The organism is Gilvibacter sp. SZ-19 (assembly GCF_002163875.1).
GTDB lineage: Bacteria > Bacteroidota > Bacteroidia > Flavobacteriales > Flavobacteriaceae > Gilvibacter.
This window is the reverse complement of the sequence record NZ_CP019333.1, coordinates 143,647-169,542: the sequence shown is the minus strand read 5'-3', so window position 1 is coordinate 169,542 and position 25,896 is coordinate 143,647. Positions and strand designations below refer to the sequence as shown.

General features: G+C 43.0%; 24 protein-coding genes. 14 read left to right on the top strand and 10 right to left on the bottom strand.

All coding sequences use genetic code 11. The features are described 5' to 3' along the window. Positions 1-492: 492 nt before the first annotated feature. Together BTO09_RS00785 and BTO09_RS00780 are read right to left on the bottom strand one after the other, a co-directional pair. Entirely contained in the window at positions 493-2,334 is a 1,842-nt protein-coding gene (locus tag BTO09_RS00785) for an ABC transporter ATP-binding protein (protein WP_087522842.1), read from the bottom strand. After that, positions 2,334-4,055 carry a phospho-sugar mutase gene (locus BTO09_RS00780; protein ID WP_198356499.1) on the bottom strand — a complete coding sequence of 574 codons (1,722 nt, stop codon included), beginning with the start codon at positions 4,053-4,055 and terminating at the stop codon, positions 2,334-2,336. Before BTO09_RS00780 ends, BTO09_RS00785 begins: the two co-directional genes overlap by 1 nt. Positions 4,056-4,225: 170 nt before the next feature. On the opposite strand from BTO09_RS00780, the gene BTO09_RS00775 reads away from it, so the two are divergent. Both BTO09_RS00775 and BTO09_RS00770 read left to right on the top strand, forming a co-directional pair. Next, entirely contained in the window at positions 4,226-5,194 is a 969-nt protein-coding gene (locus tag BTO09_RS00775) for a hypothetical protein (protein WP_087522841.1), read from the top strand. Between the two features lie 40 nt (positions 5,195-5,234). Further along, complete coding sequence (locus tag BTO09_RS00770; RefSeq protein ID WP_157663389.1) at positions 5,235-7,868, top strand: T9SS type B sorting domain-containing protein; 2,634 nt, start codon at positions 5,235-5,237, stop codon at positions 7,866-7,868. Here the strand turns inward: BTO09_RS00770 and BTO09_RS00765 are convergent. Both BTO09_RS00765 and BTO09_RS00760 read right to left on the bottom strand, forming a co-directional pair. Then, positions 7,865-8,806: a glycosyltransferase family 2 protein gene (locus BTO09_RS00765; RefSeq protein ID WP_087522839.1), complete on the bottom strand. Its 942-nt coding sequence runs from the start codon at positions 8,804-8,806 to the stop codon at positions 7,865-7,867. The genes BTO09_RS00770 and BTO09_RS00765 overlap by 4 nt on opposite strands. A 9-nt stretch (positions 8,807-8,815) precedes the next feature. Next, positions 8,816-9,343 (bottom strand): DUF4199 domain-containing protein, encoded by a 528-nt coding sequence (locus tag BTO09_RS00760; RefSeq protein WP_087522838.1) that lies wholly within the window; start codon positions 9,341-9,343, stop codon positions 8,816-8,818. A 164-nt stretch (positions 9,344-9,507) separates the two neighbouring features. Here BTO09_RS00760 and BTO09_RS00755 point away from each other — a divergent pair, with 164 nt between their 5' ends. Both BTO09_RS00755 and BTO09_RS00750 read left to right on the top strand, forming a co-directional pair. After that, on the top strand, positions 9,508-9,759 hold the full coding sequence (locus tag BTO09_RS00755) for a type B 50S ribosomal protein L31 (RefSeq protein ID WP_087522837.1): 252 nt from the start codon (positions 9,508-9,510) through the stop codon (positions 9,757-9,759). A gap of 81 nt (positions 9,760-9,840) precedes the next feature. Then, the gene (locus BTO09_RS00750; RefSeq protein ID WP_087522836.1) at positions 9,841-11,019 is read left to right on the top strand and encodes a GlmU family protein; all 1,179 of its coding nucleotides are present in this window, start codon (positions 9,841-9,843) and stop codon (positions 11,017-11,019) included. Positions 11,020-11,588: 569 nt separating this feature from the next. Here the strand turns inward: BTO09_RS00750 and BTO09_RS00745 are convergent. Further along, on the bottom strand, positions 11,589-11,858 hold the full coding sequence (locus tag BTO09_RS00745; RefSeq protein WP_087522835.1) for a hypothetical protein: 270 nt from the start codon (positions 11,856-11,858) through the stop codon (positions 11,589-11,591). Beyond that, positions 11,859-13,481: an ABC transporter substrate-binding protein gene (locus BTO09_RS00740; protein ID WP_087525451.1), complete on the bottom strand. Its 1,623-nt coding sequence runs from the start codon at positions 13,479-13,481 to the stop codon at positions 11,859-11,861. It lies immediately after the preceding gene. Positions 13,482-13,571: 90 nt separating this feature from the next. Here BTO09_RS00740 and mtaB point away from each other — a divergent pair, with 90 nt between their 5' ends. After that, entirely contained in the window at positions 13,572-14,924 is a 1,353-nt protein-coding gene (mtaB, locus tag BTO09_RS00735; protein ID WP_087522834.1) for a tRNA (N(6)-L-threonylcarbamoyladenosine(37)-C(2))-methylthiotransferase MtaB, read from the top strand. Here mtaB and BTO09_RS00730 read toward each other — a convergent pair. Next, positions 14,921-15,220 (bottom strand): GNAT family N-acetyltransferase, encoded by a 300-nt coding sequence (locus tag BTO09_RS00730; protein WP_087522833.1) that lies wholly within the window; start codon positions 15,218-15,220, stop codon positions 14,921-14,923. The two genes, mtaB and BTO09_RS00730, sit on opposite strands and share 4 nt — an antisense overlap. Positions 15,221-15,479: 259 nt before the next feature. On the opposite strand from BTO09_RS00730, the gene BTO09_RS00725 reads away from it, so the two are divergent. Next, positions 15,480-16,145, top strand: coding sequence for an alpha/beta fold hydrolase (locus BTO09_RS00725; RefSeq protein ID WP_087522832.1), 666 nt, complete (start codon positions 15,480-15,482; stop codon positions 16,143-16,145). A gap of 57 nt (positions 16,146-16,202) precedes the next feature. Further along, a complete protein-coding gene (locus BTO09_RS00720; protein ID WP_087522831.1) occupies positions 16,203-17,135 on the top strand; it encodes a lytic transglycosylase domain-containing protein in 933 nt (310 codons plus the stop codon). Here BTO09_RS00720 and BTO09_RS00715 read toward each other — a convergent pair whose 3' ends face one another. The 3 genes from BTO09_RS00715 to BTO09_RS00705 form a co-directional block, all read right to left on the bottom strand. Continuing rightward, a complete protein-coding gene (locus BTO09_RS00715; protein WP_087522830.1) occupies positions 17,136-17,837 on the bottom strand; it encodes a TlpA disulfide reductase family protein in 702 nt (233 codons plus the stop codon). A gap of 91 nt (positions 17,838-17,928) precedes the next feature. Next, positions 17,929-18,486, bottom strand: a complete 558-nt coding sequence (locus BTO09_RS00710; RefSeq protein WP_087522829.1) for a hypothetical protein — start codon at positions 18,484-18,486, stop codon at positions 17,929-17,931. Beyond that, positions 18,486-19,382: a DUF6263 family protein gene (locus BTO09_RS00705; RefSeq protein ID WP_087522828.1), complete on the bottom strand. Its 897-nt coding sequence runs from the start codon at positions 19,380-19,382 to the stop codon at positions 18,486-18,488. The genes BTO09_RS00710 and BTO09_RS00705 overlap by 1 nt, the downstream gene beginning before the upstream one ends. Positions 19,383-19,675: 293 nt before the next feature. On the opposite strand from BTO09_RS00705, the gene rpmH reads away from it, so the two are divergent. From rpmH to BTO09_RS00670, 7 genes are all read left to right on the top strand, one after another. Beyond that, positions 19,676-19,834: a 50S ribosomal protein L34 gene (gene rpmH / locus BTO09_RS00700; protein WP_087522827.1), complete on the top strand. Its 159-nt coding sequence runs from the start codon at positions 19,676-19,678 to the stop codon at positions 19,832-19,834. Between the two features lie 105 nt (positions 19,835-19,939). Next, on the top strand, positions 19,940-22,792 hold the full coding sequence (gene carB, locus BTO09_RS00695) for a carbamoyl-phosphate synthase large subunit (protein WP_087522826.1): 2,853 nt from the start codon (positions 19,940-19,942) through the stop codon (positions 22,790-22,792). Positions 22,793-23,107: 315 nt separating this feature from the next. Beyond that, a complete protein-coding gene (locus BTO09_RS00690; RefSeq protein WP_087522825.1) occupies positions 23,108-23,674 on the top strand; it encodes a T9SS type A sorting domain-containing protein in 567 nt (188 codons plus the stop codon). Positions 23,675-23,693: 19 nt separating this feature from the next. Further along, positions 23,694-24,062 (top strand): hypothetical protein, encoded by a 369-nt coding sequence (locus BTO09_RS00685; RefSeq protein WP_087522824.1) that lies wholly within the window; start codon positions 23,694-23,696, stop codon positions 24,060-24,062. A 6-nt stretch (positions 24,063-24,068) separates the two neighbouring features. Continuing rightward, positions 24,069-24,620 carry a YceI family protein gene (locus tag BTO09_RS00680; protein ID WP_087522823.1) on the top strand — a complete coding sequence of 184 codons (552 nt, stop codon included), beginning with the start codon at positions 24,069-24,071 and terminating at the stop codon, positions 24,618-24,620. Between the two features lie 2 nt (positions 24,621-24,622). Next, positions 24,623-24,994 carry a hypothetical protein gene (locus BTO09_RS00675; protein ID WP_087522822.1) on the top strand — a complete coding sequence of 124 codons (372 nt, stop codon included), beginning with the start codon at positions 24,623-24,625 and terminating at the stop codon, positions 24,992-24,994. Position 24,995: 1 nt separating this feature from the next. Beyond that, a complete protein-coding gene (locus BTO09_RS00670) occupies positions 24,996-25,889 on the top strand; it encodes a DUF5777 family beta-barrel protein (RefSeq protein ID WP_087522821.1) in 894 nt (297 codons plus the stop codon). The last annotated feature ends 7 nt before the right edge of the window (positions 25,890-25,896 follow it).

Genomic DNA, 25,896 nt, shown 5'->3' with positions numbered 1-25,896 from the left:
GGCTAAATTGGGTTATTGCTTCAGCTTGAATTAAGGGATTCACATAAAAAATCAGATAAAACGTTAAAAATTATCGATAAAAAGCAATAAAAATTTTTTTGTAGGAAAAATATGTATACATTAGCGCTCAAGAACATTCTTCTGTTCACTAAATGTAGCCCCAACTACTTTAGTTATTTTACGAAAACGGGCTTACCGCGGGGGTTTGCCCGTTTTTATTTACAATTAGATCATCTTTAAGTTGTAATTCCATTCTTCACTTTGTTTGTAGGAAAATATTATTCCTGCAAATTTATATATCGATGAAATGCATAAAAAATCAGATAAAAAGCATATTTTTTTTGGAAATGTCGATTCGGTAATATACTTTTACTTCGTTGTTAATTAAATCATACTGCTGCTGTGAGCCCCAAATACAGCAGTAGTTAAAAAGAAAGCAGATCGATCGATCTGCTTTTTTTTTGCCTGAATATTTAGAAGCTGAATATCATTTTAGGCATTCAACGATTGCATGCTCACTAAGCTATGGTAAATACCTTTTTTGGCTAGTAGTGTTTCGTGCGTGCCTTGTTCTGCAATTTCTCCTTTCTGCATTACCACAATAAGGTCTGCATTCTGAATGGTTGATAGCCGGTGCGCAATAACGATAGAGGTTCGATTCTTCATCATATTTTCTAAAGCATCTTGCACCAGACGTTCAGATTCGGTGTCTAAGGCGGAGGTAGCTTCGTCCAATACCATAATAGGAGGATTCTTAAGAACCGCTCTAGCAATGCTCAGGCGTTGTTTTTGCCCTCCGGAGAGTTTATTACCCGAATCCCCGATATTGGTTTCTATGCCCTGTGGTAGGTCTTTGACAAATTCCCAGGCATTGGCAACCTCTAAAGCTTTGAGAACTTCCTGCTCGGTTGCATCTGGTTTCCCAAGCAGCAAATTGTTCTTAATGGTGTCGTTAAAGAGGATGGAATCCTGTGTAACTAAGCCCATAAGTCCTCGGAGCGAAGACTTGGTAATGTCTCGGATATCACTGCCATCTATGCTGATACTGCCTTTGTTTACATCGTAAAAGCGAGTTACCAAATTCGCAATGGTGGATTTTCCACTCCCTGATTGCCCTACTAAGGCTACGCTTTGGCCTTTTTTGACCTGCAGAGAGAAATCTTTTAAGACATATTCATCTTCGTATTTAAAGGACACGCTGTCTATATTTATCTCGGAATCAAAGTTTTCCTTTTGCATGGCATTGGGTTTGTCCTCCAGGCTAGATTCGGTATTGAGTATTTCTAAGACGCGTTGTGCAGCGGCATTACCGCGTTTTACACTGTAACTTGCCTTGCTGATCGCTTTTGCAGGAGTCAAAATATTATAAGCCAATCCCATATAGGCAATAAAAGAGCTGCCGTCTAGGGTCCCATCTACCAAAACCATACGCCCACCAAACCACAACAAAATTGCGATGACAAAGATCCCCAAGAACTCCGAAGTAGGAGAGGCAAAATTCTGACGGTTTAGCAGTTTGTTGGAAAAGTTGTAAAAACGCAGGGTAGAGGCTTGGAATTTCTTGTTAAAAGCGCCTTCGCCATTAAATCCTTTGATAACTTTTAAGCCGCCCAAGGTTTCTTCTATAATAGAAAGAAAGGTTCCCTGTTCTGCCTGTACACGGTCGGATTTGCGTTTTAAGGACTTCCCGATTCTAGAAATGATAAATCCCGAAATAGGAATAAACACAAATACAAAAATGGTAAGCTTGCCGCTAATGAGCAGCATAGTGATTATGGTAAATACTATAGTCAGCGGTTCGCGTACTATCAATTCCAATATAGATAAGAACGAATGCTGTATCTCTTGGACATCGTTAGAGATACGCGCAATGGTATCTCCTTTGCGCTTTTCCGAATAAAAAGCTATTGGTAAGCGCGTGATCTTATCGAAGAGCGCATTGCGCAGATCTTTCAGTACCCCGTTTCTCAAAAACGTGATGAAGTACATGGCCAAATAATTGAAAATGTTCTTAAAGAAGAACATCACGATCACCAGACCGATCACCAAGATCAATGCCTTAGAGGCGTCATCTTGGGCGTATTGATCCACCTGAAAAGCCATATACTGTTTAAAGTAATCCATGGTGTCTGGCAAGCCAGTCCATTCAGGTGCTTTAACTACACCCGCATCTCCTTCGATAACCTCATTTTTAAAGAGGACATCGAGCATAGGGATCAGGGTCACAAAAGAAAGGGCGCTGAATAGGGCGTAAAAAACATTACACACTATGTTCCCAAGAGCGTAACGCTTGTAGGGACGCGCAAAAGAAATGATCTGTTTAAAATAATGCACTAGCGCAGGTTGAATTGTTCTGCAATGCGGTCCATTTTGTTTAGCAGGGCCGTCTGCGTTTTTCTGTAATCTCCTTCCCAAGGCGCATTGGCACTTAGGTAGAATTTAATTTTCGGTTCGGTGCCACTTGGGCGAGCAGCCACTTTAGTGCCTTGTGCTGTCCAATAGATAAGTACATTGGATTTTGGCATGTCTATCGCGGTCTGCGATCCGTCTGGGTGGGTGCTGATGCTGTTTTGGAAGTCGTCAATACGTACAACAGCCTCTCCCACGATCTCCTTTAACGGAGTCTCTCTTAGTGATTTCATCATGGCTTGGATCTCTTCTGCTCCGGATTTGCCCGGTTTTACAAAAGATATGAGCTCTTCCTGATAGACCCCGTATTTCTTGTAGAGTTCAATAGCGTAGTCGAGCAGTGTCTCTCCCTTGGCTTTTTGCTGGGCTGCGATCTCACAGGCCAACAAACTGGCGGTAACTGCGTCTTTATCGCGAACAAAATCCCCGACCATAAACCCGAAACTCTCTTCTCCGCCACCGATCAGGTTTTTCTCTGGCATATCTTTGACCATCTTGGCTATCCACTTAAAACCGGTCAGTCCCAACTCGCAAGGAAGACCAAAGTCTTCTGCCATCACGCCCATCATAGGTGTGGACACTATGGTAGACGCTATATAATCGTTAGCCTTTATTCCAGAGGCAGCTGCTTTTTGCGCCAACAGGAAATGCGTTTTGATCACCATGGCCTGATTTCCATTAAGGATGGTCATTTTTCCATGCTCATCTCTAACAGCAATACCCAAGCGGTCTGAGTCCGGGTCGGTTCCGATGACCATATCCGCGCCGCTTTGTTCTGCAATCTGCATTGCCATAGAAAGTGCCTCTGGCTCTTCTGGATTAGGAGAAACCACAGTAGGGAAGTCTCCGTCCGGTGTTGCTTGTGCCTCTACGATTTGCATCTGTGAATAGCCAGCACGCTTCAGTACTTCTGGGATCACAGTAACCGAAGTACCGTGTAAAGGTGTAAATACTACTTTTAGCGCTGCGCGCTGCTCTGGAGTTGTATCCTTCATTCCGTTGGCTAGGGAAGCTTTTATAAAGGCTTCGTCTAGCTCGGTATCTATTTTATGGATCAGCGAAGAATTACCTTCGAACTGAATGTCGGTGTATGCGAGTTTATTGATCACCGCTATGATCTCTTTATCCTGTGGTGGTACTAGTTGACCTCCGTCCTGCCAATACACTTTATAACCGTTGTATTCCGGTGGATTGTGTGAGGCAGTTAGTACAATTCCGCAGTGACAATTCAGATGCTTTACAGCAAAGGAAAGTTCCGGAGTGGGGCGCAAGTCAGAAAACAGATAGACTGTTATACCGTTGGCCGAAAAGACATTGGCTACTTCTGCAGCCAAGCTTTTACTGTTATGGCGGCAGTCATAGGCAATTGCAACTTTGAGATCTTCACCTGGGAATTCCTGCTTTAAATATTGCGAAAGGCCTTGGGTATTCTTGCCCAGGGTGTATTTGTTGATCCGATTGTCTCCCGGGCCCATAATACCGCGCATACCTCCGGTTCCAAATTCAAGATTCTTATAGAAGGAATCTTCCACACCTTTCGGATCGTTGGCGATCATCTCCTTGATCTCTTGTTGGGTGTTGTGGTCGAAAAATGGAACCAACCATTGGTTCACGCGCTCTAAAATTTCTGGTGCTATATAAATCATCAGTCTGAATTATTGACAAAGGTACATATTTCGCCTTCTCAGGCCTGCTTTTTTAGAAAAGCTTATAAGTCTTTTCAGATCGTTTATAGGGGGTAAATAGAGTAAACGTCTATCGGATTTACCAAAAATAATACAATCGCAGCTTATTTTCGAGTACCAACTTCTGATCAATGAAAAAATTGCTATTACTTTTCCTAGGAGGACTCCTTTGTGTGCAATGTTCTGACGACGACAAGGCCATAGACCAAGTTTTTGAAGGCGTCACCTACGGTTCTTTTTTGCGTACAGTAGATTTTGTCCAAGCGGATTTCAATATAGACGAGCCAGAAAGTCGTTTCACAGCTATTGTAGAACAGCAGGATTTTGAAGACGGAGGCCTGCTTAAAGAGATCGAGGTCTATGCCCAATATATCGACCGCGAATCTGACAATGGCAGCATAGCCGACACCGAAGTATTTCTAGACCTTATAAAGAAAGAAGACATTGACACAGGCCCGGCAGGACTGCCCAGATTCAATCTGGAATACAGTCTTAACGAGGTTTTGGAGGCTTTATCGGTTCCTGTATCGGCTACTAGTTGCGGAGATCAGATAGTACTGCGCCTATTGATCCGTCTGCAAGACGACAGAACCTTTACCGTAGGTAGTGGGGCTTCTTGTATCATTGCGTTTGAAACTTATTTCAGTTCTCCATATCGCTATGCCATTCCTTTGGTAAGACCTATAGCCGATGATCTTTTTACAGGAACGTATTGGTATTCCAGCGTCAAGGACGGACCTTTTGGCCCGACATTTGGCCCACCACACTTGGTAGAGATCACAGCCGGACCTAGTCAAAATGTGCGCAAGATCCAGTTTCCCGGACCGCCGGAATCGCCTACCAATGGCCGTCCGAGGAGTTTTTACTTCACTGTGGGTTGCAATGAATCTTTTTTCTGGGAGAATCAGCTCAGAAAGCTCAATGCCAATTGCAGTGAATTGGCCAATGACATTCTATTGGGTCCAGATGTGGATTACGCTCCCTTGAGTCCTTTAGAAGATGCGGTATTTGAACTCTGGCTTGTTGAAGGTTATTTGGGCTTTGACGGCAGTACGGGCGTGGGGACAGTTCCGGCTAGAATCCGACTAGACAAACAATAAAAACGAATCTGATCCTTATCTTTAACCAAAAATTGCACCCTTGAGACAACTGCTATACCTCATTCTGTTACTGCTGATGGGTACTGCTTACGGACAACGTGAAGCGGCCAATTGGTTCTTTGGCAGTAATGCAGGTTTAGACTTTAACAGCGGTTCTCCTGTCCCGCGATTGGACGGAGTTTTGAATACTGTTGAGGGCTGTGAGACCATCTCAACTCCAGAGGGAACTTTGTTGTTCTACACTGAGGGTCGCAATGTATGGAACCGTTTACACGAGGTCATGCCCAATGGAGAAGATCTCGATGGCAGTTTCTCTGCTACGCAGTCGGCGCTCGTGATTCCGCAGCCGGGATCCACAGAGATCTATTATGTATTTACCTCTGATGTGGTGCAGGCCTATCAGGACGGAGGCAGCGGAAACGGGTTCAACTATTCGATTGTAGACATGAGCCTATCTGGGGGATTGGGCGACGTGACCGATAAGAATGTGAATCTTTTGCCGCAGGGCTCTGAAAAGATAACTGGTGTTCGAGCAGCAGATGGTGAGAATTATTGGGTTATCACTCATTATGAGAATAGATTCTACGCCTATTTCGTAGACGATACCGGCTTGAATCCAACACCAGTAATTTCTACTATAGGGCCTAATATAAACGACTTCAATAACATCCGTGGAGCTATGAAAAGCTCTCCAGACGGGAAGCAACTGGCCATTGCTCACGCCATATTTCAACCTGCCTTTACCGGGCAATTCTTGCTTTACGACTTCGATACCGAAACTGGGGTTGTGAGTAATGAGGTGGTTTTAGGGACTGATCTGGTCTTTTACGGGGTAGAGTTTTCTGCGGATTCATCCAAGCTATATGCGAGTGGAAAGACCATCAATTCAGATACGGGGGCCACGGAGAATATCAATATCATTCAATTCGACCTTACCGATCCCGACGTTTTGGGTTCACGCTTTCTGATAGCTGATATTCCAAATCCTTTTATCAGTGATCTGGCAGGTACCTTGCAGATCGCCATCGATAAAAAGATCTACCATTCGATACCCAATAACAATCTTTCGGTGATCCGTACGCCAAATTTTCCGCGTTTGGACAGTGATTTTAGACTATTTGATACCGATCTGGGCGGACGTTCTACCAAATTTGGTTTGCCGCCATTTATTCAATCGTTCTTTGAAAGTATTGTTGAGATCGAGAATTTCTGCTTGGGCGATGCCACTCAGTTCACCATAACAGCGGATGATCCAATAGTCGCAGTGAACTGGGATTTTGGCGATCCGGCGAGTGGCGCAGACAATACATCTACCTTACTTAACCCTACACACGTTTTTACTGGTCCTGGTGTTTATACAGTGACTTTAGATGTCGAATACGAGACCAGACCCACCCAACGCTATATTGAATTTGTCGAGATAGGGGATGCTCCCATTGTGAACTCAGGAGTGCAATTGGTACAATGTGATATTGATGGGGTGGATGACGGCATCTCACAATTCAATCTCAATGAGGCTTTAATAGAGCTTGTCGGGGACCCTAGAGGCTTTACGGTGAACTTTTTTAGGACTTTAGCAGATGCCGAGAATAATGAGAATGCACTGCCAGAAATTGGCTATGAGAATGAATTCAATGGGCAAGTGGTCTATGTGCGAGTATTTGAGAATGCGCTTTGTTTCGCCATTGCAGAAGTAACACTTATTGTAGAGCCCATGGCTTATGCGGGCGATATTACCTTAGTGGCATGTAACCGTAGCGACAATCCAGATTTTGAGGCAATTGTTGACTTGGTAGATTTTGAGGCCCAATTGTTGGAACTTTATCCCGGAGCAGACATTAGTTTTTACGATACCAGAGATGATGCGCTGTTGGAGCTCAATCCACTGATAGATCAGGTCCAATTTACGGCCTTTGATACCGAACTAGCCGTTTATTACCGCATAGAATACAATAATGACTGCGCCTTTATTGGTCGCATACTGCCCGATATTAGACCTGTGCCAGAAGCTCAAGATATTAGCTTAGAGATCTGTCCAGATGAAGATGAGGTGATCTTGGATCCAGGAGATTATGCAGCTTATTTGTGGGAAAACGGAGAGACCACCCGAACCATTGTAGTGAGTGAACCTGGGCCTTATGTGGTTGATGTTTTCAATGGAGTAGGATGTAATACGACTATTACGATTAATGTGGTGGCTATTCCTGTTCCTACGGAGATCAATGTTGTTGTGGTTGATTTTCAAGATTCGAATACTATAACTGTAGAGATCACAGAAGAAGGGCCTTGGCAATATCAGTTAGATGGTGGGCTGTTGCAGTCAGCTAATGTATTTACTAATGTTTTGGCCGGGCCAAGACGCGTAGCTGTCTATGCGGAAGACTGTCTGATCTACGAAGAAGATATCTTTGTCGGAGGCGCACCGAACTACTTTACTCCTAATGGCGATGGATTCCACGATTCCTGGCATATCTTCAATGCATTGGAATTTCCTGGAGCCAATATCAAGATTTACGATCGTTACGGGAAGATCCTTAGAAATTTAAGACACGATCAAGCTGGTTGGGACGGTACCTATCGAGGTAATCCTATGCCTTCTAGTGATTATTGGTATATGATCGAATTGCCAGATGGGCGTAATGCCAGAGGACACTTTTCGCTAATTCGGCGTTAGAGCGTTTCACTAATGTAGTAGCGTTCGCGCTTGTCGCGGTTACGCAGCACCATTTCTCCGATAAAACCAGCCATAAAGAACTGGGTTCCCATGATCATGGCTGTAAGTGCCAAGTAAAACTGAGGCCGCTCGGTGATCAGTCGGCCAGTCTTGTTTAAGAAAAGTTTGTCAATGCCCAAATAGAGGCTAAACAAAAAACCTATCAGCAGCATTAAAGCCCCTAATGCGCCAAAGAAGTGCATTGGGCGTTTTCCGAAGCGCGAAAGAAACCATATGGTTATTAGGTCTAAGAAGCCATTGATAAAGCGTTCTATCCCAAATTTAGTGGTTCCGTATTTGCGCGCTTGGTGTTTCACCACTTTCTCACCGATCTTTTTAAAGCCAGCATTTTTTGCAAGAACCGGAATATAACGGTGCATTTCTCCCGTTACTTCTATGGTTTTGGTCACGGTGCTTCGGTAGGCTTTTAATCCGCAGTTAAAATCGTGGAGCTTAACTCCAGAAGTCTTGCGAGCTGCAAAATTGAAAAGCTTAGAAGGTAGATTTTTGGTTACGGTATTGTCATAGCGCTTTTTCTTCCAACCAGAAACCAGGTCATAGCCTTGGTCTGTTATCATGGCAACGAGTTCTGGTATCTCTTCTGGATTGTCTTGCAGATCTGCATCCATGGTAATGACAATGTCACCCACAGCGGCTTTAAAACCTGCGTGCAAGGCTTGTGACTTTCCGTAATTCTGCAAGAAGCGGATCCCTTTTACATTCGGATCCTTTTGCTGAAGTTCTCTGATAGTATCCCAAGAACCGTCTGTACTACCGTCGTCTATGAAGAGAATTTCATAAGAAAAACGATTGGACTGCATCACTGATGCAATCCAATCGTGTAATTCGGGTAACGATTCTTTCTCGTTAAGTAAAGGTATTACTACCGATAAGGTCATATGCTGTACTTATGCCATTGGGTTGTTGCGCTTCATGATCAAACCTGCGATCAGCGAAGTGATGAATCCCATAAAGAGTGTTCCAACCAAGCTAATTGTCACCATAATCCATGGCTGCGTAAAGTTTCTGGTCATTTCCATGGCTGCATCCATTTGATCTTGTGGCATATCCGGTTGACGCTCTAGCATTTGCGTCTGGGCATTTTCAACAACTTTATTGATGAAATCCGGTTCAACAACTGTGATAAATACATACATCCAAATTGCCCCAATAATGGCAGCAATCAAAGTAACGCCCATACCGCTTTTTAAAGCTTCTCCCAGGCTCATGTAGCCTTCATTTTGTTTTAGGAAAGCCTTAAGACCAAGCACAATAGCTGCGATCATCACTGCGAAGCCTAATACTGTAGACCACCAAGGGCGATCCATATAGGTGTTGGTGACATAGGTCAATACGCCGATAACAATAGAACCAAGACCCCATAAGGCACCGTAGTTCAAGGCAATGTTTTTAACCGAAGGTTGTGGATTTTCCATACGTAGAAGTGTTTAGTTTGGTTGGTTAGTACACAAAGATAAGAATTCGTTACATTTCTAAATCTTTTCTAAAGAGCATCAAAAAATAAAAAAGAATGCTTGTACATTGATAAAAGATGATTAAATTTGCAACCTCAAAAATGTGAAGTTTTAAGAAGATTAAGATGAAAAAAGGAGTTCACCCAGAAAATTACAGATTTGTCGCTTTTAAAGACATGTCAAACGACGATGTTTTTATTACCAAATCTACAGCCAATACCAAAGAAACTATCGAGGTAGATGGAAAAGAGTACCCATTGGTGAAGTTGGAGATTTCTAGAACTTCACACCCTTACTACACTGGTAAGTCTAAATTGGTAGATACCGCTGGTCGTATTGACAAGTTCAAGAACAAATACGCCAAGTACAAAAAATAAGTATACGTTATTATTTTGCAGAGAGCCTTCGAGAGATCGGAGGCTTTTTTTTTGTTAGTTTTACTACCACAAATAAGCACTATGAACTACATTCTCTTTGACGGTTCCGTTCGCGAGCAATTGTTGCCTTTTACCTATACACGCCCGGTGGCCGATATCCGTGTTGGGATACTCACCATACGAGAAAAGTGGGAGCTTCTCTTAGGTTACACTACTACAACGGTTACAGAAGATTATCTATCCGGTAAATATCCGATGGTAGAAATGGAGGCCAATATCTTGATAAATGGGTCTTTCTTGCCGTCAGATAATTTAGCATTGATCGTTAAAGGCCTAGAGCCTGGTCAAGCTTTATTTTATGAGGATGAGCCCTTAGCTTTTTATGCTAAAGAGGGCGAAGAAGTGGATTTTGATGCTACGGAGGTGATCCAATACAGTTATGACGATGTGATCCGCATTGCGAATACTTGGGATATCTTCAAATATAATGGCGAGGCAATTGCCCGTGATTTCGCATGGCTGACCAAAGACAAGGTTTCTGCCCCTATAGAAGCTGGAGTTCATGTTATTGGAGATAAAGATCAAGTATTTATTGAACCTGGAGCCAAAGTATATCTCGCTTCGTTAAATACTACGGCAGGGCCCATTTACATTGGTAAAGATGCTGAGGTTATGGAAGCCTGTGCAATCCGAGGTCCTTTTGCATTATGTGAACAAGCCACTTTAAAAATGGGCGCTAAGATTTACGGAGGAACAACTGTTGGACCTCATTGCAAGGTGGGAGGTGAGGTGAATAATTCCGTGCTTTTTGCTTACAGTAATAAAGGCCATGACGGCTTTTTGGGCAACTCTGTTTTGGGTGAATGGTGTAATATGGGCGCAGATTCAAACAACTCCAACTTAAAGAACAACTATGCGCCAGTGCGCCTTTGGGATTACAGCACAGAAGGATTTGCCAAAACTGGGTTGCAGTTTTGCGGCCTTATGATGGGCGATCATTCCAAATGCGGCATCAATACTATGTTCAACACCGGAACGGTAGTAGGTGTAAGCGCTAATATCTATGGAGGTGGCTTTCCGAGAAACTTTGTGCCCAGTTATAGTTGGGGTGGAGCCGCGGGTATGGTGACCTACAAGACCAACAAAGCTTTTGAAACCGCAAAAGCCATGATGGGACGGCGCGGTGTGGAATTTACCCAAGAAGATCAAAAGATCATGGAACATGTCTTTGAGCAGACCGCGAAATGGCGCCGCGATTAGTCTAAATTATCTTAGAATTTTACATCTTGTCATTTGCTGCTTCAGGAGTGTATGCCTAAAGGGTGTGCTATTGTCCAAATTAATTGCAGTGTAAATTCATAAAGCTGTGGCAGGTCAATTTCTTTGATGCTATTAGATGTTGTAATTTTAATTGGGGAGGGGATGGAATCCCCCGCAAGTTAGGGTAACATGCTGAACTCTAATTATCGCGGTATTACTAAAAGAAAAACCCGCTGCGGCATCTCTGTTCGTATTCGTAGCTGTCATTTATCGTCCACCTGATTAGCCACAGTGATCTTCAAGAAAATTTAATTTCTTATTACTCTTAATGGGATAGAAAATACTTCTAGCGTGCAAAAGTCATCTGTGTTTGAGCTTTGAATTTATAAACACGAATTGGTAATGTTTTCAAGCTGAAAAAATAGGAGTTAAATTTAATTGGGGAGGGGATGGAATCCCCCGTCATCACCAGTAATAACTCTGCCTTTTGAAATTTCCTTAGGTCTCAAAGCCTGCGTATTCTAAATGGCTATGAATATGTGCAAAGTTTACGCTTAAAAACCTTTGGATCAGCGCACAAACATCATATAGTAGAAAAAGCCAATAATCACAGAGAAGATCAGGCCAAAAACAAATAGTTGTTTTAATAATAGCTTTCTACGCTCTTCTTTGACCTTCTTTTGAAAAGCCGCCATCTGGGCTGGGGTAAACTTCTTATGATCTTCAAACTTGCCGTATATCCCTGTCATCCCACGCTCCTTGTTATCAAAGCGTGACTTTCTTTTTCGCTTGTTGTTCTTAAGCGAAGTTACCATAGCCTGTATGACTCCGAAGCTCATCTAGTTACTATTTTTAGATTTTTTGACCCGCTTGAGTACCAAGAAATTCTGCGGATTGATCCCGAGACCTTCTACATCCTTACTCACAAATCGCAGTGCCATATCATAATACAGTGGGACAACGGGCGCTTCTTGCATCACTATAGCGTCCAATTGTTTGTAAAGTAGCTTGCGCTCTGCAATATCAGAAACATTTAAAGCAACCTGATAAATGCTGTCAAAAGTCGCATTTTTAAAGTGCGTATAATTGGGGCCGTTCGGAGTAAAGTTCTTACTGTAAAAAAGCGAGAGGTAGTTCTCAGCATCCGGATAGTCAGCTATCCAGCTCGCTCTAAAGATATCGAGTTCCCCGCTGGACTTCAATTGTCTTAAGGTAGCTGGTGTCAATACTTCTATGGCTACCGAGATCCCGATCTTTTCCAATTCCCGCTGAATGTATTCGCATAAGTCCAAATACTGGCTGTTAGTTCCTATACTTATCCGCGGTTGGCTGTCTCCGCTTTCTTTTTTGTATTGTTTGAGCAGCTCAAGGGCCTTCTGTGGGTTGTAAGAATAACCAATACTATCATTATAGCCTGGTAATCCTTGCGGAATAAAGCCGTGTTCTGCTGGTATACCTACACCATTGCGCAAATAGGTGATCATCTTTTGGCGGTCAAAACCGTAATTAATCGCTTGGCGCAGACTTTTATATTGCAGAATGCTGGTAGTATCTCCCAAGAAAAGACCCAAATACTCTGTATTTAGAAATGGGCTCTTTAAAAGTTTTACTTCGGATTGATATTTCGCTCGTAGTTTTCCATCCGCAGTGAGAATCTCATCCTTATACGAATTGTCCAAACTGTTCACCATGTCTAATTTCCCTTGAACGAATTGGAGGAATTCGCTTTGCTTGTCAGGTAAGAAAGTAATTGCAACAGCCTCAAGATAGGGCAGTTTTTCGCCATGTTCATCAGTTTCGAAATAGATGGGATTCTTTCTGAGCACAAGTTTCACATTTTCTTCCCAAAGCTTAAAAGCAAATGGTCCGGTGCCTATAGGATGCTTTCTAAAATCATTCTGATAGCGTGCTATCGCCTCCTTAGGAACTACAGAGAAATAGCGCATACCCAACATGCCTAAAAAAGGAGGGAAGGCTTCTTTGAGCTTAATGGTCAAGGTGGAATCGTTAACTGCCTTCACTTCCTCCACCGGATTCATAACCCAGCGACCAGGAGAAGCGATCTTGGGGTCGATCAATCGATTAAAACTATAAACAAAATCCGCAGCGACTACCGAACGGGTCCTTTGAGGCCCAAAAGCTTCATCTTCATGAAAATACACATCCTTACGCAGCTTAAAACTGTAAGTGTATGTGCTGTCATTATAGGTCCAAGACGCTGCAATATCAGGTTGTACGTTTAGTGCATCGTCTAGTTGGACCAGGCCGTTAAAGAGTTGATTGGTAGGCCAGATATTGGCTGGGTTTCTAGCAAAAGCGGGATCTAAGGAAGAAACATTGCTGTGCTCATTGTATCGAAAGACCAAGTGATCGCGTGCCGCATCGGGTTCAGTAGTGCAGCTCAATGTGCTTAAAATCAGCAATAAAAACCCTAAAGCATATAGTGACGATACCCTCGCCATAAATTTTAAGTTCCTGTAATTAAGTTGTAATTTTGCCCGCTGAATGTGCTTATGCATATACCGGTAAAGATAATAAAATAGCCTGTTGATTTGTCCTTAAAAGTCGCACATAAAAACAAACCGAAAGTCGCTTTCCACACCTTGGGGTGCAAACTGAATTTTTCAGAAACCTCCACCATTGCTCGTGGATTTGTACAAGAAGGCTTTGAACGTGTGGAGTTCGATGAGCCGGCAGACATCTATGTTATCAACACCTGTTCGGTCACAGAGAATGCAGACAAGCGCTTTAAGACCATTGTAAAGCAAGCCCAAAAGGTCAACCCTGATGCTTTTGTTGCCGCCATTGGCTGTTATGCGCAATTAAAACCTCAAGAATTGGCAGACGTCAATGGGGTAGATCTCGTATTAGGCGCTACGGAGAAGTTCAAATTGCTCGATTATATCAACGACCTGAGCAAGAACGATTATGGACAAGTACATTCTTGTGAGATAAACGAGGCCGACTTTTATGTGGGTTCTTATGCTATAGGTGACAGAACCCGTGCTTTTTTAAAGGTGCAAGACGGTTGCGACTATAAGTGTACCTATTGTACCATTCCACTTGCTCGTGGGATTTCTCGTAGTGACACTTTAGAGAATGTGTTAAAGAATGCTGCGGAGATCGCTGCCAAAGGGATCAAAGAGATAGTACTTACTGGAGTGAACGTAGGGGATTATGGCAAGGGCGAGTTTGGAAATAAAAAGCACGAGCACACTTTTTTGGAGTTGGTTCAGGCCCTAGATAAAGTGCCTGGAATACACCGTTTGCGAATTTCATCTATTGAGCCAAATCTGCTTAAAAACGAGACCATCGACTTTGTGGCCAGTTCCAATAGCTTTGTTCCGCATTTTCACATTCCGCTCCAAAGCGGAAGCGATGCCTTGCTCAAGCGCATGAAACGCCGTTATTTAACTGCACTTTACAGCGAACGTGTTGCTAGAATTCGTTCGGTTATGCCCGATGCCTGTATAGGAGTAGATGTCATTGTAGGCTTTCCTGGGGAAACCGAGGAGCATTTTTTAGAGACTTACAATTATCTGAATGCTTTAGACATATCTTATTTACACGTTTTTACTTATTCCGAACGTGATAATACAGAAGCAGCTGCTATGGCCGATCCAGTACCTCAAAAAGTTCGTGCTAAGCGCTCACGTATGCTCAGAGGACTCTCTGTAAAAAAGCGAAGAGCCTTTTACGAATCGCAACTTGGCACAACGCGTACAGTGTTGTTTGAAGGAGAAAACAAGTCAGGATATATACACGGCTTTACAGAGAACTACGTAAAGGTTCGTATGCCTTGGGACCCTGCTTTGGTCAATACCTTACATCAGGTCACGTTGACCGAAATAGACGAGGAGGGCTTTGTTCGTTTTGAAAAATTACAAGCAGCCGGAGCACTCTAAATAGAGATACCAACCGGAAGCAGATCTTTGTATATTCTTCTGTTCTTACGCATAAAAGCGGCAATTTCGGGGCTGGTAGGTACCAAGCGGATATTGCGATCTTCTACTTCCTGAAAAACAGCTTTGATGAAAATATCGCGAAAGCCTTGTTCTTCCATATCTTCCGGCATGAAGTATTTGGTGAGGAAGATCTTTCTTTCTTGCAGAGAATATTCGATTCGCGCCATATTGTCGCCAACCTGTAGTTCGAATTGTCTTAGAAATTCATTGTCGTTGATCTCTACGTCTTCTATCATCTTTCAATTTTTTTAGTTACCAGATGCTTTCACTGAATGCCTTGAGGCTCAGTACAGAACAACATAAGTAAGTCTGGGTTGGGTGCAGCTTGGGCTTCTAGTTTGTTTTCTTCTGATTGTTAATTAGTTAGCCTATAATCCAGAAGGTGCCAAATCTGTTGTAAAAGCAAGCAAATCTCAACAGAAATATTGCTAATTTTACCCCGTAAAGTTACGAAAATTCTTTTTTTCTAGCTTGATTTTTAACGAGAAACATCGCATGTCGCAACCTTCAATAAACTTGTATTTCATTCCGGGAATGGCAGCCGGCCCAGAAATCTTTGAACGAATACATTTACCCGGAGATCAATTCCAAACCACTATTTTGGAGTGGATGATCCCCGATGAGGAGGAAAGCTTGCAGCAGTATGCCAAAAGAATGGCCGAGCGGGTCACCACGCCCAAATGCTATTTGGTTGGGGTCTCCTTTGGCGGTGTCGTGGCACAAGAAATGAAAGCTTTTTTACCGGAGTCTAAGGTGATCATTATTTCGAGCGTTAAGACCAAAGACGAAATGCCAACCCGCTTCCTCTTTGCTAAAAAAAGTCGGTTGTATCAAGTGCTGCCAACAGGTTTGGTGGTAAACACAAAGAATCTAACACGTTTTGCCATTGGGCCGCGTTCTAAAAAGCGACTGCAACTTTACGACATCTATCTATCGGTCAGAAATAAAAAATACCTGGATTGGGCCATTAAGATGATGATCTGTTGGCCACGAGAAGAAGCAGATCCAGAAGTACAACATATCCACGGAGACAAGGATATTGTTTTTCCAATAAAGAACATTAATCAGGCCTTTGTTATTAAGGGCGGAACCCACGCAATGATCATCTATAAGGCTAAGGCCGTTACCGTTGCTTTGCTCAAGCTGTTAAAGCCGTTGTAAATATTGTGCTAGCTGGTGGTATTTGCTATCTTTAGTGTGGGATTAAAAGAGTGAACCATGAAGAAGTATAACAAAGTATTAACCCTGATTCTAGTGGTCTGTTGTGCAGGCCTAATGATCAACGCTGTGCAAGATGCCCCAACAGATGAGAACCTGGAGGTCAAGATCGTTAACGACTATAACATTTACGCCCTGCCTTTGCCAGATGAAATGAGTTTTGCTGGGGAGCCTGTGCCCTTAAGTGACCCGGATATTCGCGAACGCATGGATAGAGAACTCTTGGTCAACACCTATTGGCAATCTAACGGCCTTTTGATCATGAAAAGGGCGCGCCGATACTTTCCGATCATTGAACCTTTATTGGCTAAATATGGTTTACCAGATGATTTTAAATATTTAGCTGTTGCAGAGAGTGCATTACAGAACAACAGTTCTCCAGCAGGAGCAGCAGGTTTTTGGCATTTTTTAAAGAGCACTGGCCGCGAATACGGCCTGGAGATCAACGATTATGTTGACGAGCGATACAATCTGGAGCTGGCCACCAAAGTGGCCGCAGAATATCTCATAAAGTCCAAAGAGCGTTTTGGTAGCTGGACGCTTGCCGCTGCAGCCTACAACGCTGGCAATGCCGGAATAAGCAAACAACAGAAACGACAAGAAGCTTTTGGCAGTTATTACGACCTCTTGCTCAATGACGAAACCAGTCGATATCTTTTCAGAATATTGGCCTTTAAAGAAATAATGAGCAATCCGAAGAAATACGGATTCAATTTCAGAGAGCAAGATCTGTATCAGCCCATACCGACATACGAAGTAGTGGTTGATACGGCCATTACCGATATGCCAGCCTTTGCTAAAAAGTTCAACATCAACTACAAGATTCTCAAGTTGCACAACCCTTGGCTGCGAGATACTTACTTAAAAAATGCTTCGGGTAAAAAATACACCATAACCATTCCTAAAGAAGGGGTGTATAGTATGGGGCAATAATCAGTTCTGCCCTATCAGTGATTTGAGGTAAGGAGCTTCTTCCTCTGTGAACAATAAAGCGATTCCCTCTAAAAAGGCATCATAGTTCAAGGAATAGGAGACCTCGTACTCTTCTGCGTATGGATGGAGCACACCGCGCCGAACATCTAAAATCTGTTTTGTGGAAGAAATAAAGAAAGAGGTGGGAAACCCAAGGCTGTGTTTCATGCTGATGATCACATGGTCGTGGATGTTTTCGGTCTCGTCAATATAGACCACGTCTATTTTGGAGTGATACTCTTTGGCTACTGCTTTCACCTGGTCTTTTGAATTCCAAAACAAGATGACAAAATCTATATACGGATGGTAGGCTTCTACCACTTTGTTCAAGGCAGGGATCTCTCCGGCTCCGGGAGTACACCAAGAGGCATAGGTCATTAAAAAAACTGGTTTTTTATACTCGTGAAAGGACACCGTTTTGCCAGAGAGCTTCTTGAACTTAAAGTTGTCCATATAGCTCTTGTTGACCACATTGCGTACTAAAGAATCAAATAGGAACTCTCCGCGTTCGTAGTCTTTGGCAGCATAGGCATTATCTGCATTATTGGCGTATTGTTTGAGGTGTTCTTTGACCTTATAAGAAAAGAGGCGTCTGGGGTCTATCCCTTGCGAGAAGGCCTGTACACAACACAATAAGAGCACTAGGTGTAGTAGTTTCACCATAGGCAGATAGGGGTGGATTCAGCAGGGAAATTAAACAAAAATGCTTGATTTCCAAATTTTTAGCCGAACAAAAGAAGTAATTTTCTTACACCTATCGGCGTCTGCCGCCACGCTGAAACTGCTGTCTGGGTTGTCCGCCCTTCTTCATTTGTTGCTGCATCATCTTAAGTTGATCGGACAACATATTGTGCTTGTCGAGCTTTTTTGCTTCGGATAAAAGGGCTTGCGCTTCACGTCTGCGGTTCTTGGCCATCGCGATTCCTGCAAGATTCATCTTAGCTACCGCCAGATCGGTATTCAGATTCAAACCAAGACTTACGGCCTTTTTAAAGTATTTCTCAGCCTCGTTCATATTGGTCTGAGAAACCATCATACCATTGAGGTAGTTATAGTACCCCTGTTGTTTGCGCACCAAGGCACTTTCGGGGTTCTTTATACGATCTAACCATTTCTTGGCCCCTGGGAAGTCTTGCTTTCGCAGTCTTAAAAAGGCTAGAAGGATCAACTCGTTCTTAAAATAAAGAAATACAAAAACTCCGGCTAGCAGAATCAACATGATCCCGTTACCGATGTAATCTTCTGTCATCTGCCAAACGGCTAGGGCCACTAAAGCTGTGGCGAGTACTAATTTGATATACTTATTAAACATTAGTTTATGGTATAGTCAGTAATGGTTGTAATTTTTGTTGGGATAGCGCTATCTCCGTAACTGTCTACAAAGGACTCTCCTTCGGTAACAGATTCTGAGTGATAGGTCTTAATAAAACCGTGCGCCGGATCGGCCTCAATTTGTGTGTTTTGAGTTCCCTTAACCTTGATTCTTGTGGTGCCGGAGTCGCTTTCCATTTCAACTTCGCTTACTCCAACGATACTCAAAACATTGCGGTCAAAAGCAGCCAAGGTCCAAACTTGCTCCGCTTTTAATTCTCCGTCTATAGAATTTTCCCAGCTTTCTCCTGTTTTCTTGCTGGTCTCTGGGTAGATATAGGTAAACTGTTCAAAACCGGCAGCGATCTTTTGTCCTCCGTATTCTTTTTCCATGCCATCGCGCATGGCTTGTATTTGCGTCTCGTCGGTTATTCCAGAGTTCTTGATCATATTGTCTATCAGCGCATCTCCACCTGTGATATCAATGATTCTTCCTGTTTTTAGCATTTCCATGGTCATGGTCACTCCTAAAAGACCTCTAAATATGGCTTGGGTCATGTCTGATTCGTCTAACTCTGCAGAAGTATCAACATCAATAACGGTCCCCATGGTATCAGATCGCATTTGGTAGGCGAAATTAGTGAACTCAAAATCTATTATATAAGAGTTTTGATGCGTTTCTACCACGGTCATTAGAAACTCAGCCTGAACATCATTGATCAATTCAATGTCCATAGTCATACCCTCGGTCTCAAATTGCTGCACTATGGTCTGCACTGATTTCTGAGTCAGACTAAAGCTGTCTCCAACTTTAAGGTTGTAGCCTAATTGCTGTTGTGCCACTGTTGTGGTGGTGACAAAAAGCAGTAAATAGAAGATAGATTTCACAAATTTCATTTACTAGGTAATTTTTATTCACGTGTCAATCAAGCAAATAAAAATTACCTGCATAAATCAACCGCTTTGCTTTCGCACAAAAAATTAAACTACAATGCTCTGCACACTAGTAATTCAATTTGTTTGCGCTCATTTCATAATACGAGATCTTGAGCTGCAAAGAAACTAATTTTTTAAGGAAAAAAAGTTTTTCAACTTGCCTTTGTGAAAGAAAAAAATGATTGTATATTTGCAGCCGACTTTGAAACAGGTCACAAAAACACATTTCAAGAAGATACTAAAGGAAACAGACGATGAAAAGAACTTTTCAGCCATCGAAACGTAAAAGAAGAAACAAGCACGGGTTTAGAGAGCGCATGGCGTCTGTAAATGGCCGTAAGGTATTGGCCTCAAGACGTGCAAAGGGCCGTAAGAAATTAACCGTGTCTTCTGAACCACGTCACAAAAAATAATGTTGATAATCTGTATATAAAAAGGTGTTGTTTCTTTAAACAGCACCTTTTTTTTGTGCCTATATAGCTGTAATTTTATACGATTTTTAAACCCGCCGAGAATCCATGCCAAAAAACGAAAAAATCAAATCCATTCTCATCATAGGTTCCGGGCCGATCATCATCGGACAGGCCTGTGAATTTGACTATTCAGGATCCCAAGCACTTCGTTCACTTCGCGAAGACGGAATCGAAACTATTCTGATCAATTCCAATCCGGCAACCATCATGACCGACCCTTCTATGGCGGATCATGTTTACCTATTGCCGCTCAATACCAAATCCATTGTAAAGATCTTAAAGGAGCATCCGCAGATCGATGCTGTTTTGCCAACTATGGGAGGACAGACCGCTTTGAACTTGTGTATAGAGGCAGACGAAAAAGGAATATGGGAAGACTTCGGTGTTGACATCATTGGGGTGAATATAGACGCGATCAACATTACAGAAGATCGTGAGAAGTTCCGTAATCTGATGGAAGAAATTGGTGTTGGCATGGCACCGCAAGAAACAGCGACCTCTTATTTGAGAGGAAAGGAGATCGCCCAAGAATTCGGATTCCCACTGTGTATTAGAGCTTCCTTTACTTTAGGAGGAGCAGGGGCGTCCATCGTTTACAACGAAGAAGAATTCGACGAAGCCTTGACGCGAGGTCTAGAGATTTCACCCATCCACGAGGTGATGATAGACAAAGCCATGATGGGCTGGAAGGAATACGAGCTAGAGCTTCTGCGCGACAGTAACGACAACGTGGTGATCATTTGTACCATTGAGAACATGGATCCGATGGGAATCCACACTGGAGACTCTATAACCGTGGCGCCGGCCATGACGCTTTCTGACAGAACATTCCAAAAGATGCGTGATATGGCTATCCATATGATGCGTTCTATCGGTGATTTTGCCGGAGGTTGTAATGTGCAGTTTGCCGTTAGCCCAGACGATGAAGAAGAGATCATTGCCATTGAGATCAACCCAAGGGTATCGCGCTCTTCTGCTTTGGCGTCTAAAGCGACAGGATATCCTATTGCAAAGATCGCAGCGAAGTTGGCCATGGGGTATCACTTGGATGAATTAGAGAACCAGATCACCAAAACCACCTCGGCATTATTTGAGCCAACTTTGGATTATGTGATCGTAAAGATCCCGCGTTGGAACTTTGATAAGTTCGAAGGATCTGACCGCACACTAGGGCTACAGATGAAGGCTGTAGGAGAGGTGATGGGAATCGGGCGTTCTTTCCAAGAAGCGCTGCACAAGGCCACGCAGTCGCTCGAGATCAAAAGAAATGGTTTAGGAGCAGACGGAAAAGGCTATACGAACTACGATCAGATCATAGACAAATTGACCCACGCCAGTTGGGACCGTGTCTTTGTGATCTACGATGCCATTCAATTGGGAATCCCACTTAAACGCATCCACGAGATCACGAAGATTGATATGTGGTTCTTAAAGCAATACGAAGAATTATATCACCTAGAGAAGGAGATATCTAATTATACCATAGACACGCTGAGCCGCGACTTGCTGTTAGAGGCCAAGCAAAAAGGTTATGGAGACCGTCAGATAGCGCATATGTTGGGCTGTTTGGAAAGTGAGGTTTACAACAAGCGCGAAGAACTCAATGTACGTCGCGTATATAAGTTGGTAGATACTTGTGCTGCGGAATTCCAAGCGCAAACGCCTTATTATTACTCGACCTTCGAGAATACAATGACGTCCCCAGAAGGAGAGACCTTTGTGGAGAATGACAGTCCTGCTACAGATAGAAAGAAGATTATCGTATTAGGTTCTGGTCCTAACCGTATCGGGCAGGGGATCGAGTTCGATTACTGTTGTGTACACGGAGTGCTCGCGGCTTCAGAAGCCGGTTATGAGACGATCATGATCAACTGTAACCCAGAGACTGTATCGACAGATTTCGATGTAGCAGACAAGCTTTATTTTGAGCCGGTATTCTGGGAACACATCTACGATATTATCCGTCACGAGAAACCAGAAGGTGTCATCGTGCAGCTTGGAGGACAAACAGCTTTAAAACTGGCCGAAAAGTTAGACCGTTACGGCATAAAGATCATGGGAACCAGTTATCAGTCTCTAGACCTAGCCGAAGATCGCGGAAGCTTCTCTACCTTATTGAAGGAGAACAATATTCCTTATCCGAAATTTGGTGTTGCTGAGACTGCAGATGAAGCACTAGACCTAGCAGATGAGCTAGATTTCCCATTATTAGTGCGTCCGTCTTATGTATTAGGAGGGCAAGGAATGAAGATCGTGATCAACAAGCAAGATTTGGAAGCTCACGTAGTAGACTTGTTGCGTAAAATCCCTAACAACAAACTATTACTGGATCATTATCTGGATGGAGCGATAGAGGCAGAAGCCGATGCCATTTGCGACGGAGAGAACGTCTACATCATAGGTATTATGGAGCATATTGAACCTTGTGGAATTCACTCCGGAGACTCCAATGCTACTTTGCCACCGTTCAATTTGGGCGAGTTTGTGATGCAGCAGATCAAAGACCACACGAAAAAGATCGCTTTAGCGCTTAACACCGTAGGTTTGATCAACATTCAATTCGCCATTAAGGACGACCAAGTGTATATCATTGAAGCGAATCCACGTGCATCTAGAACAGTTCCATTTATCGCTAAGGCTTATGGTGAGCCTTATGTGAACTATGCAACCAAGATCATGTTGGGCGATAAGAAGGTGACCGATTTTGAGTTCAATCCGCAATTAGAAGGTTATGCTATCAAGCAACCAGTATTCTCATTCAACAAATTCCCGAATGTGAACAAACAACTCGGACCAGAGATGAAGAGTACAGGAGAGTCCATCTTGTTTATCGAAAGTCTTAAGGACGATGAATTCTACGAGCTTTACTCCAGACGCAAAATGTACTTGAGTAAGTAAGTATTATTAACACAGAACAACAAGGTGTGGTCTAAAGATCACACCTTTTTTGTTTAACTATTTTTTATTTGCATAAAACGAAATATTCAACCAGGGCGACTGCTAAAACCTCATCCCTGAAAATATTTTCAGCTTTTTTTAGCTCCCTTGTTTTAGCTGTAAAATATTGATAATCATTAATTTGAAACTATATTTATTCATTTTCTTTTCAGTTGTTTTTTATGAATATTTTCTTTTGAGGTAGGAATTTATAGGATGCTGGTGTTGTATTAACGACAACTAAATCGTTAAACAATTTTCTAAAAAAGACTACCTATGAAAACTATTTTACTTGCCTTTATTACCTTTTTGACTTTTAATCTTCAAGCGCAAACCACGCACAACATCAATTGGTTTATTGGTGCTGACCCAGGAACACTCGTTATCGAAGCTGGAGATACCGTCAACTGGATCTGGACCGATGGCGCTCCTCACACGGTAACCTCTATGCCAGGAAGTACAGACACCTTTGACAGTGGGGTGCTTCCGAGTGGTTCTACCTTTTCTCGTGAGTTTCCAAACGTCGGGACGAACCCGTATCAATGTGATGTTCACCCTAGTATGAATGGTGTTATCGAGGTTGGTGCCCTAAGTGTGGACGACAATCAGATCATCAATCTTGAGTTTTATCCGAATCCGGTAAAGGATTGGCTTTTCATTGACTCACCAGTTGGGATGGAGCGTGTGCAACTCTTTGATATAAACGGTAAACAGCTCATGGATGCGCCGGTTAACAACAATAATAGGACCAGCATTTTTATGGGAGTGTTTAAATCTGGAGTGTACTTTGTGCGTGTTCAGACAGACGAAGGTTCTCAGTCCTTGCGTATCGTTCTTCAGTAAGAAATAACTGTCTGAAGTGATGACTAAATTAATTCCAATATTCGTCTTGGGTGTTCTGCTGTGGGGATGCAGCAACAACACTCAGGACGACCTGGAACCCATTATTCCGGAGGTAGAAGCAGAAGAACAGGTCACCTACAGCGATGTCAAATTTATTTTTGACAACAGTTGCGTGGTGTGTCACAGCAATCCGCCTCAGAACGGTGCACCAATGTCCCTAGATTCTTATTTGGCTGCAAGAGATGCTGTCCTGAACCGCGGACTCTTAGACAGAGTGAGCAGAGAAGAAGGCGCAGATGGTTTGATGCCCCTTGGCGGGCCTCGCCTGCCACAGCAGACCATAGACCTATTGATCCAATGGAGCGAGGACGGCTTGCTCGAAAACTAACACCCGATGAGTTATAGAAATTATTTGGCAGCAACCTTGTTCCTGCTATGTAGCAGTATTGGCATGGCCCAAAAGTTTGGGACTAAAGCAGGAAGCATTGCCTTTGAGGCCTCTGTGCCTTCTTTTGAGCCTGTTGCAGCTAAGCACAGTAGCGTGAGCGCTGTATTGAACTCAGACAATGGTCAATTGGCCGTATTGGCTCTGGTTACAGGCTTTCGATTCGATATTGCCCTGATGGAAGAACACTTCAACGAGAACTATATGGAATCCGAAGTATATCCTAAAGCAGTTCTTAAAGGTGAGATCAAAGACTTTGATTTTAAGGCTATAAATGCTGGTAAAACGGCATTTCAATTCAGCGGTTCTTTAGAGATCCACGGAGTGGTACAAGCTTTTGAAACCGAACTACAGCTTTCCAAAGCAGATCAAGACCTGCTATTGTCGGCTCGTTTTGCCTTAAAACCAGAAGACTTCAACATAGAAATCCCAAAGATCGTTGCCAAAAAAATAGCCGATGAGGTATGGGTAGATGTACAACTGCAACTTAAATCCATTTAATCATGAAGCGCAAATCTTGGATCATAGTGGCTTTGGTCTTGGTGGTAGTTGCTGTATTGGGTTATAATTACCTCTATCAGGATCACCGAGATATTCAACAGGAAACAGCTGTATTTAAGGGAACCGCTTCTGAATTAAAGACCTTATTGACAGGCAGCGAAGATACCTTGAGTAACACTACGGTAGAATTACGAGGCTATGTGACCGCTTTAGAATTAGACGGTTTGGTTTTGTCCAATTCCGTGTATTGTAAGCTGGACAGTATCCCTGAAGTTTCTCTACAAGAAAATTTAATCATTAAAGGGCGAGTCTTAGGCTACGATTCCCTTTTCGAGCTGGTCAGTATGGATCAGTGTAAAATCATCAACGACTAAAATGAAAAACTTTCTAAATATATTCTTAGCGCTATTGGTTTGCTGCGGATCTGCCATTGCGCAAGACGATCTTCTTGCCGAGTTAGAGGCCGATATAGACAGTACTCAAGCTGTCAGCGCTGCTTTTAAAGGTTTGAAGATCGTGAACTTCGAATCGACCAAATTGGCAGGGCACAAGGACTTTTATTTTATTGTTTCACACCGTTTTGGAACGGTCAAAAATGGGATCGACGATCTTTTTGGTCTGGATCAGGCGGTGACGCAGCTCAAATTCATTTACGGCTTAAGGCCTTGGCTAAATTTAGGCTTCGCGCGTAGTTCCTTGCAAAAGACTTACGGACTTCATGCCAAATATCGATTGCTTCAGCAAGAGCAAAGTGGCTTGCCGTTCACCTTGGTAGGATACAACTTGGTCACTGTGAACACAGCTTTAGATAAGGACCTGTTCAACAATTTAGAGTTTTCAGATCGACTCACATATACCTCACAATTGTTGCTCTCTTCCAAACTGAACAAACGACTTTCTGTGCTATTGGCTCCGACCTATTTGCACGAGAACTTAGCGACTCGCAGCACTGCTATTAGTGGTAATGGAACTCCTCAGTTCTTCGACGAAGATAACGACCAATTCGCCCTTGGCTTTGGAGCCCGTTACAAATTGAGCCCCCGCTGGAGTCTGAATGCAGATTATGGTTGGCATTTGAATAGAAACTCAAATTCAAGTTTTAAGAATCCACTTTCTATAGGAGTTGATCTGGAAACTGGTGGCCATGTGTTCCAGCTGCATTTTACTAATGCGCAAGCTATGTTCGAAGACGGCTATCTAATTCGTGGTGCCGGAGATTGGTCTGACGGTGATTTTTTCTTCGGATTTAATTTAAGTCGCGTGTTTTAAAAGGCTT

Excerpts from the sequence above, each read along its gene's own strand:
- BTO09_RS00725 (WP_087522832.1), top strand. The coding sequence starts at position 15,480 with ATGTCGCAACCTTCAATAAACTTGTATTTCATTCCGGGAATGGCAGCC.
- BTO09_RS00710 (WP_087522829.1), bottom strand. The coding sequence starts at position 18,486 with ATGTTTAATAAGTATATCAAATTAGTACTCGCCACAGCTTTAGTGGCC.
- BTO09_RS00775 (WP_087522841.1), top strand. The coding sequence starts at position 4,226 with ATGAAAAAATTGCTATTACTTTTCCTAGGAGGACTCCTTTGTGTGCAA.
- BTO09_RS00675 (WP_087522822.1), top strand. The coding sequence starts at position 24,623 with ATGAAGCGCAAATCTTGGATCATAGTGGCTTTGGTCTTGGTGGTAGTT.
- BTO09_RS00720 (WP_087522831.1), top strand. The coding sequence starts at position 16,203 with ATGAAGAAGTATAACAAAGTATTAACCCTGATTCTAGTGGTCTGTTGT.
- BTO09_RS00765 (WP_087522839.1), bottom strand. The coding sequence starts at position 8,806 with ATGACCTTATCGGTAGTAATACCTTTACTTAACGAGAAAGAATCGTTA.
- BTO09_RS00740 (WP_087525451.1), bottom strand. The coding sequence starts at position 13,481 with ATGGCGAGGGTATCGTCACTATATGCTTTAGGGTTTTTATTGCTGATT.
- BTO09_RS00730 (WP_087522833.1), bottom strand. The coding sequence starts at position 15,220 with ATGATAGAAGACGTAGAGATCAACGACAATGAATTTCTAAGACAATTC.
- BTO09_RS00750 (WP_087522836.1), top strand. The coding sequence starts at position 9,841 with ATGAACTACATTCTCTTTGACGGTTCCGTTCGCGAGCAATTGTTGCCT.
- BTO09_RS00760 (WP_087522838.1), bottom strand. The coding sequence starts at position 9,343 with ATGGAAAATCCACAACCTTCGGTTAAAAACATTGCCTTGAACTACGGT.
- BTO09_RS00680 (WP_087522823.1), top strand. The coding sequence starts at position 24,069 with ATGAGTTATAGAAATTATTTGGCAGCAACCTTGTTCCTGCTATGTAGC.
- BTO09_RS00745 (WP_087522835.1), bottom strand. The coding sequence starts at position 11,858 with ATGAGCTTCGGAGTCATACAGGCTATGGTAACTTCGCTTAAGAACAAC.
- BTO09_RS00715 (WP_087522830.1), bottom strand. The coding sequence starts at position 17,837 with ATGGTGAAACTACTACACCTAGTGCTCTTATTGTGTTGTGTACAGGCC.
- BTO09_RS00670 (WP_087522821.1), top strand. The coding sequence starts at position 24,996 with ATGAAAAACTTTCTAAATATATTCTTAGCGCTATTGGTTTGCTGCGGA.
- BTO09_RS00755 (WP_087522837.1), top strand. The coding sequence starts at position 9,508 with ATGAAAAAAGGAGTTCACCCAGAAAATTACAGATTTGTCGCTTTTAAA.
- BTO09_RS00780 (WP_198356499.1), bottom strand. The coding sequence starts at position 4,055 with ATGATTTATATAGCACCAGAAATTTTAGAGCGCGTGAACCAATGGTTG.
- BTO09_RS00705 (WP_087522828.1), bottom strand. The coding sequence starts at position 19,382 with ATGAAATTTGTGAAATCTATCTTCTATTTACTGCTTTTTGTCACCACC.
- BTO09_RS00685 (WP_087522824.1), top strand. The coding sequence starts at position 23,694 with ATGACTAAATTAATTCCAATATTCGTCTTGGGTGTTCTGCTGTGGGGA.
- carB (WP_087522826.1), top strand. The coding sequence starts at position 19,940 with ATGCCAAAAAACGAAAAAATCAAATCCATTCTCATCATAGGTTCCGGG.
- rpmH (WP_087522827.1), top strand. The coding sequence starts at position 19,676 with ATGAAAAGAACTTTTCAGCCATCGAAACGTAAAAGAAGAAACAAGCAC.
- BTO09_RS00690 (WP_087522825.1), top strand. The coding sequence starts at position 23,108 with ATGAAAACTATTTTACTTGCCTTTATTACCTTTTTGACTTTTAATCTT.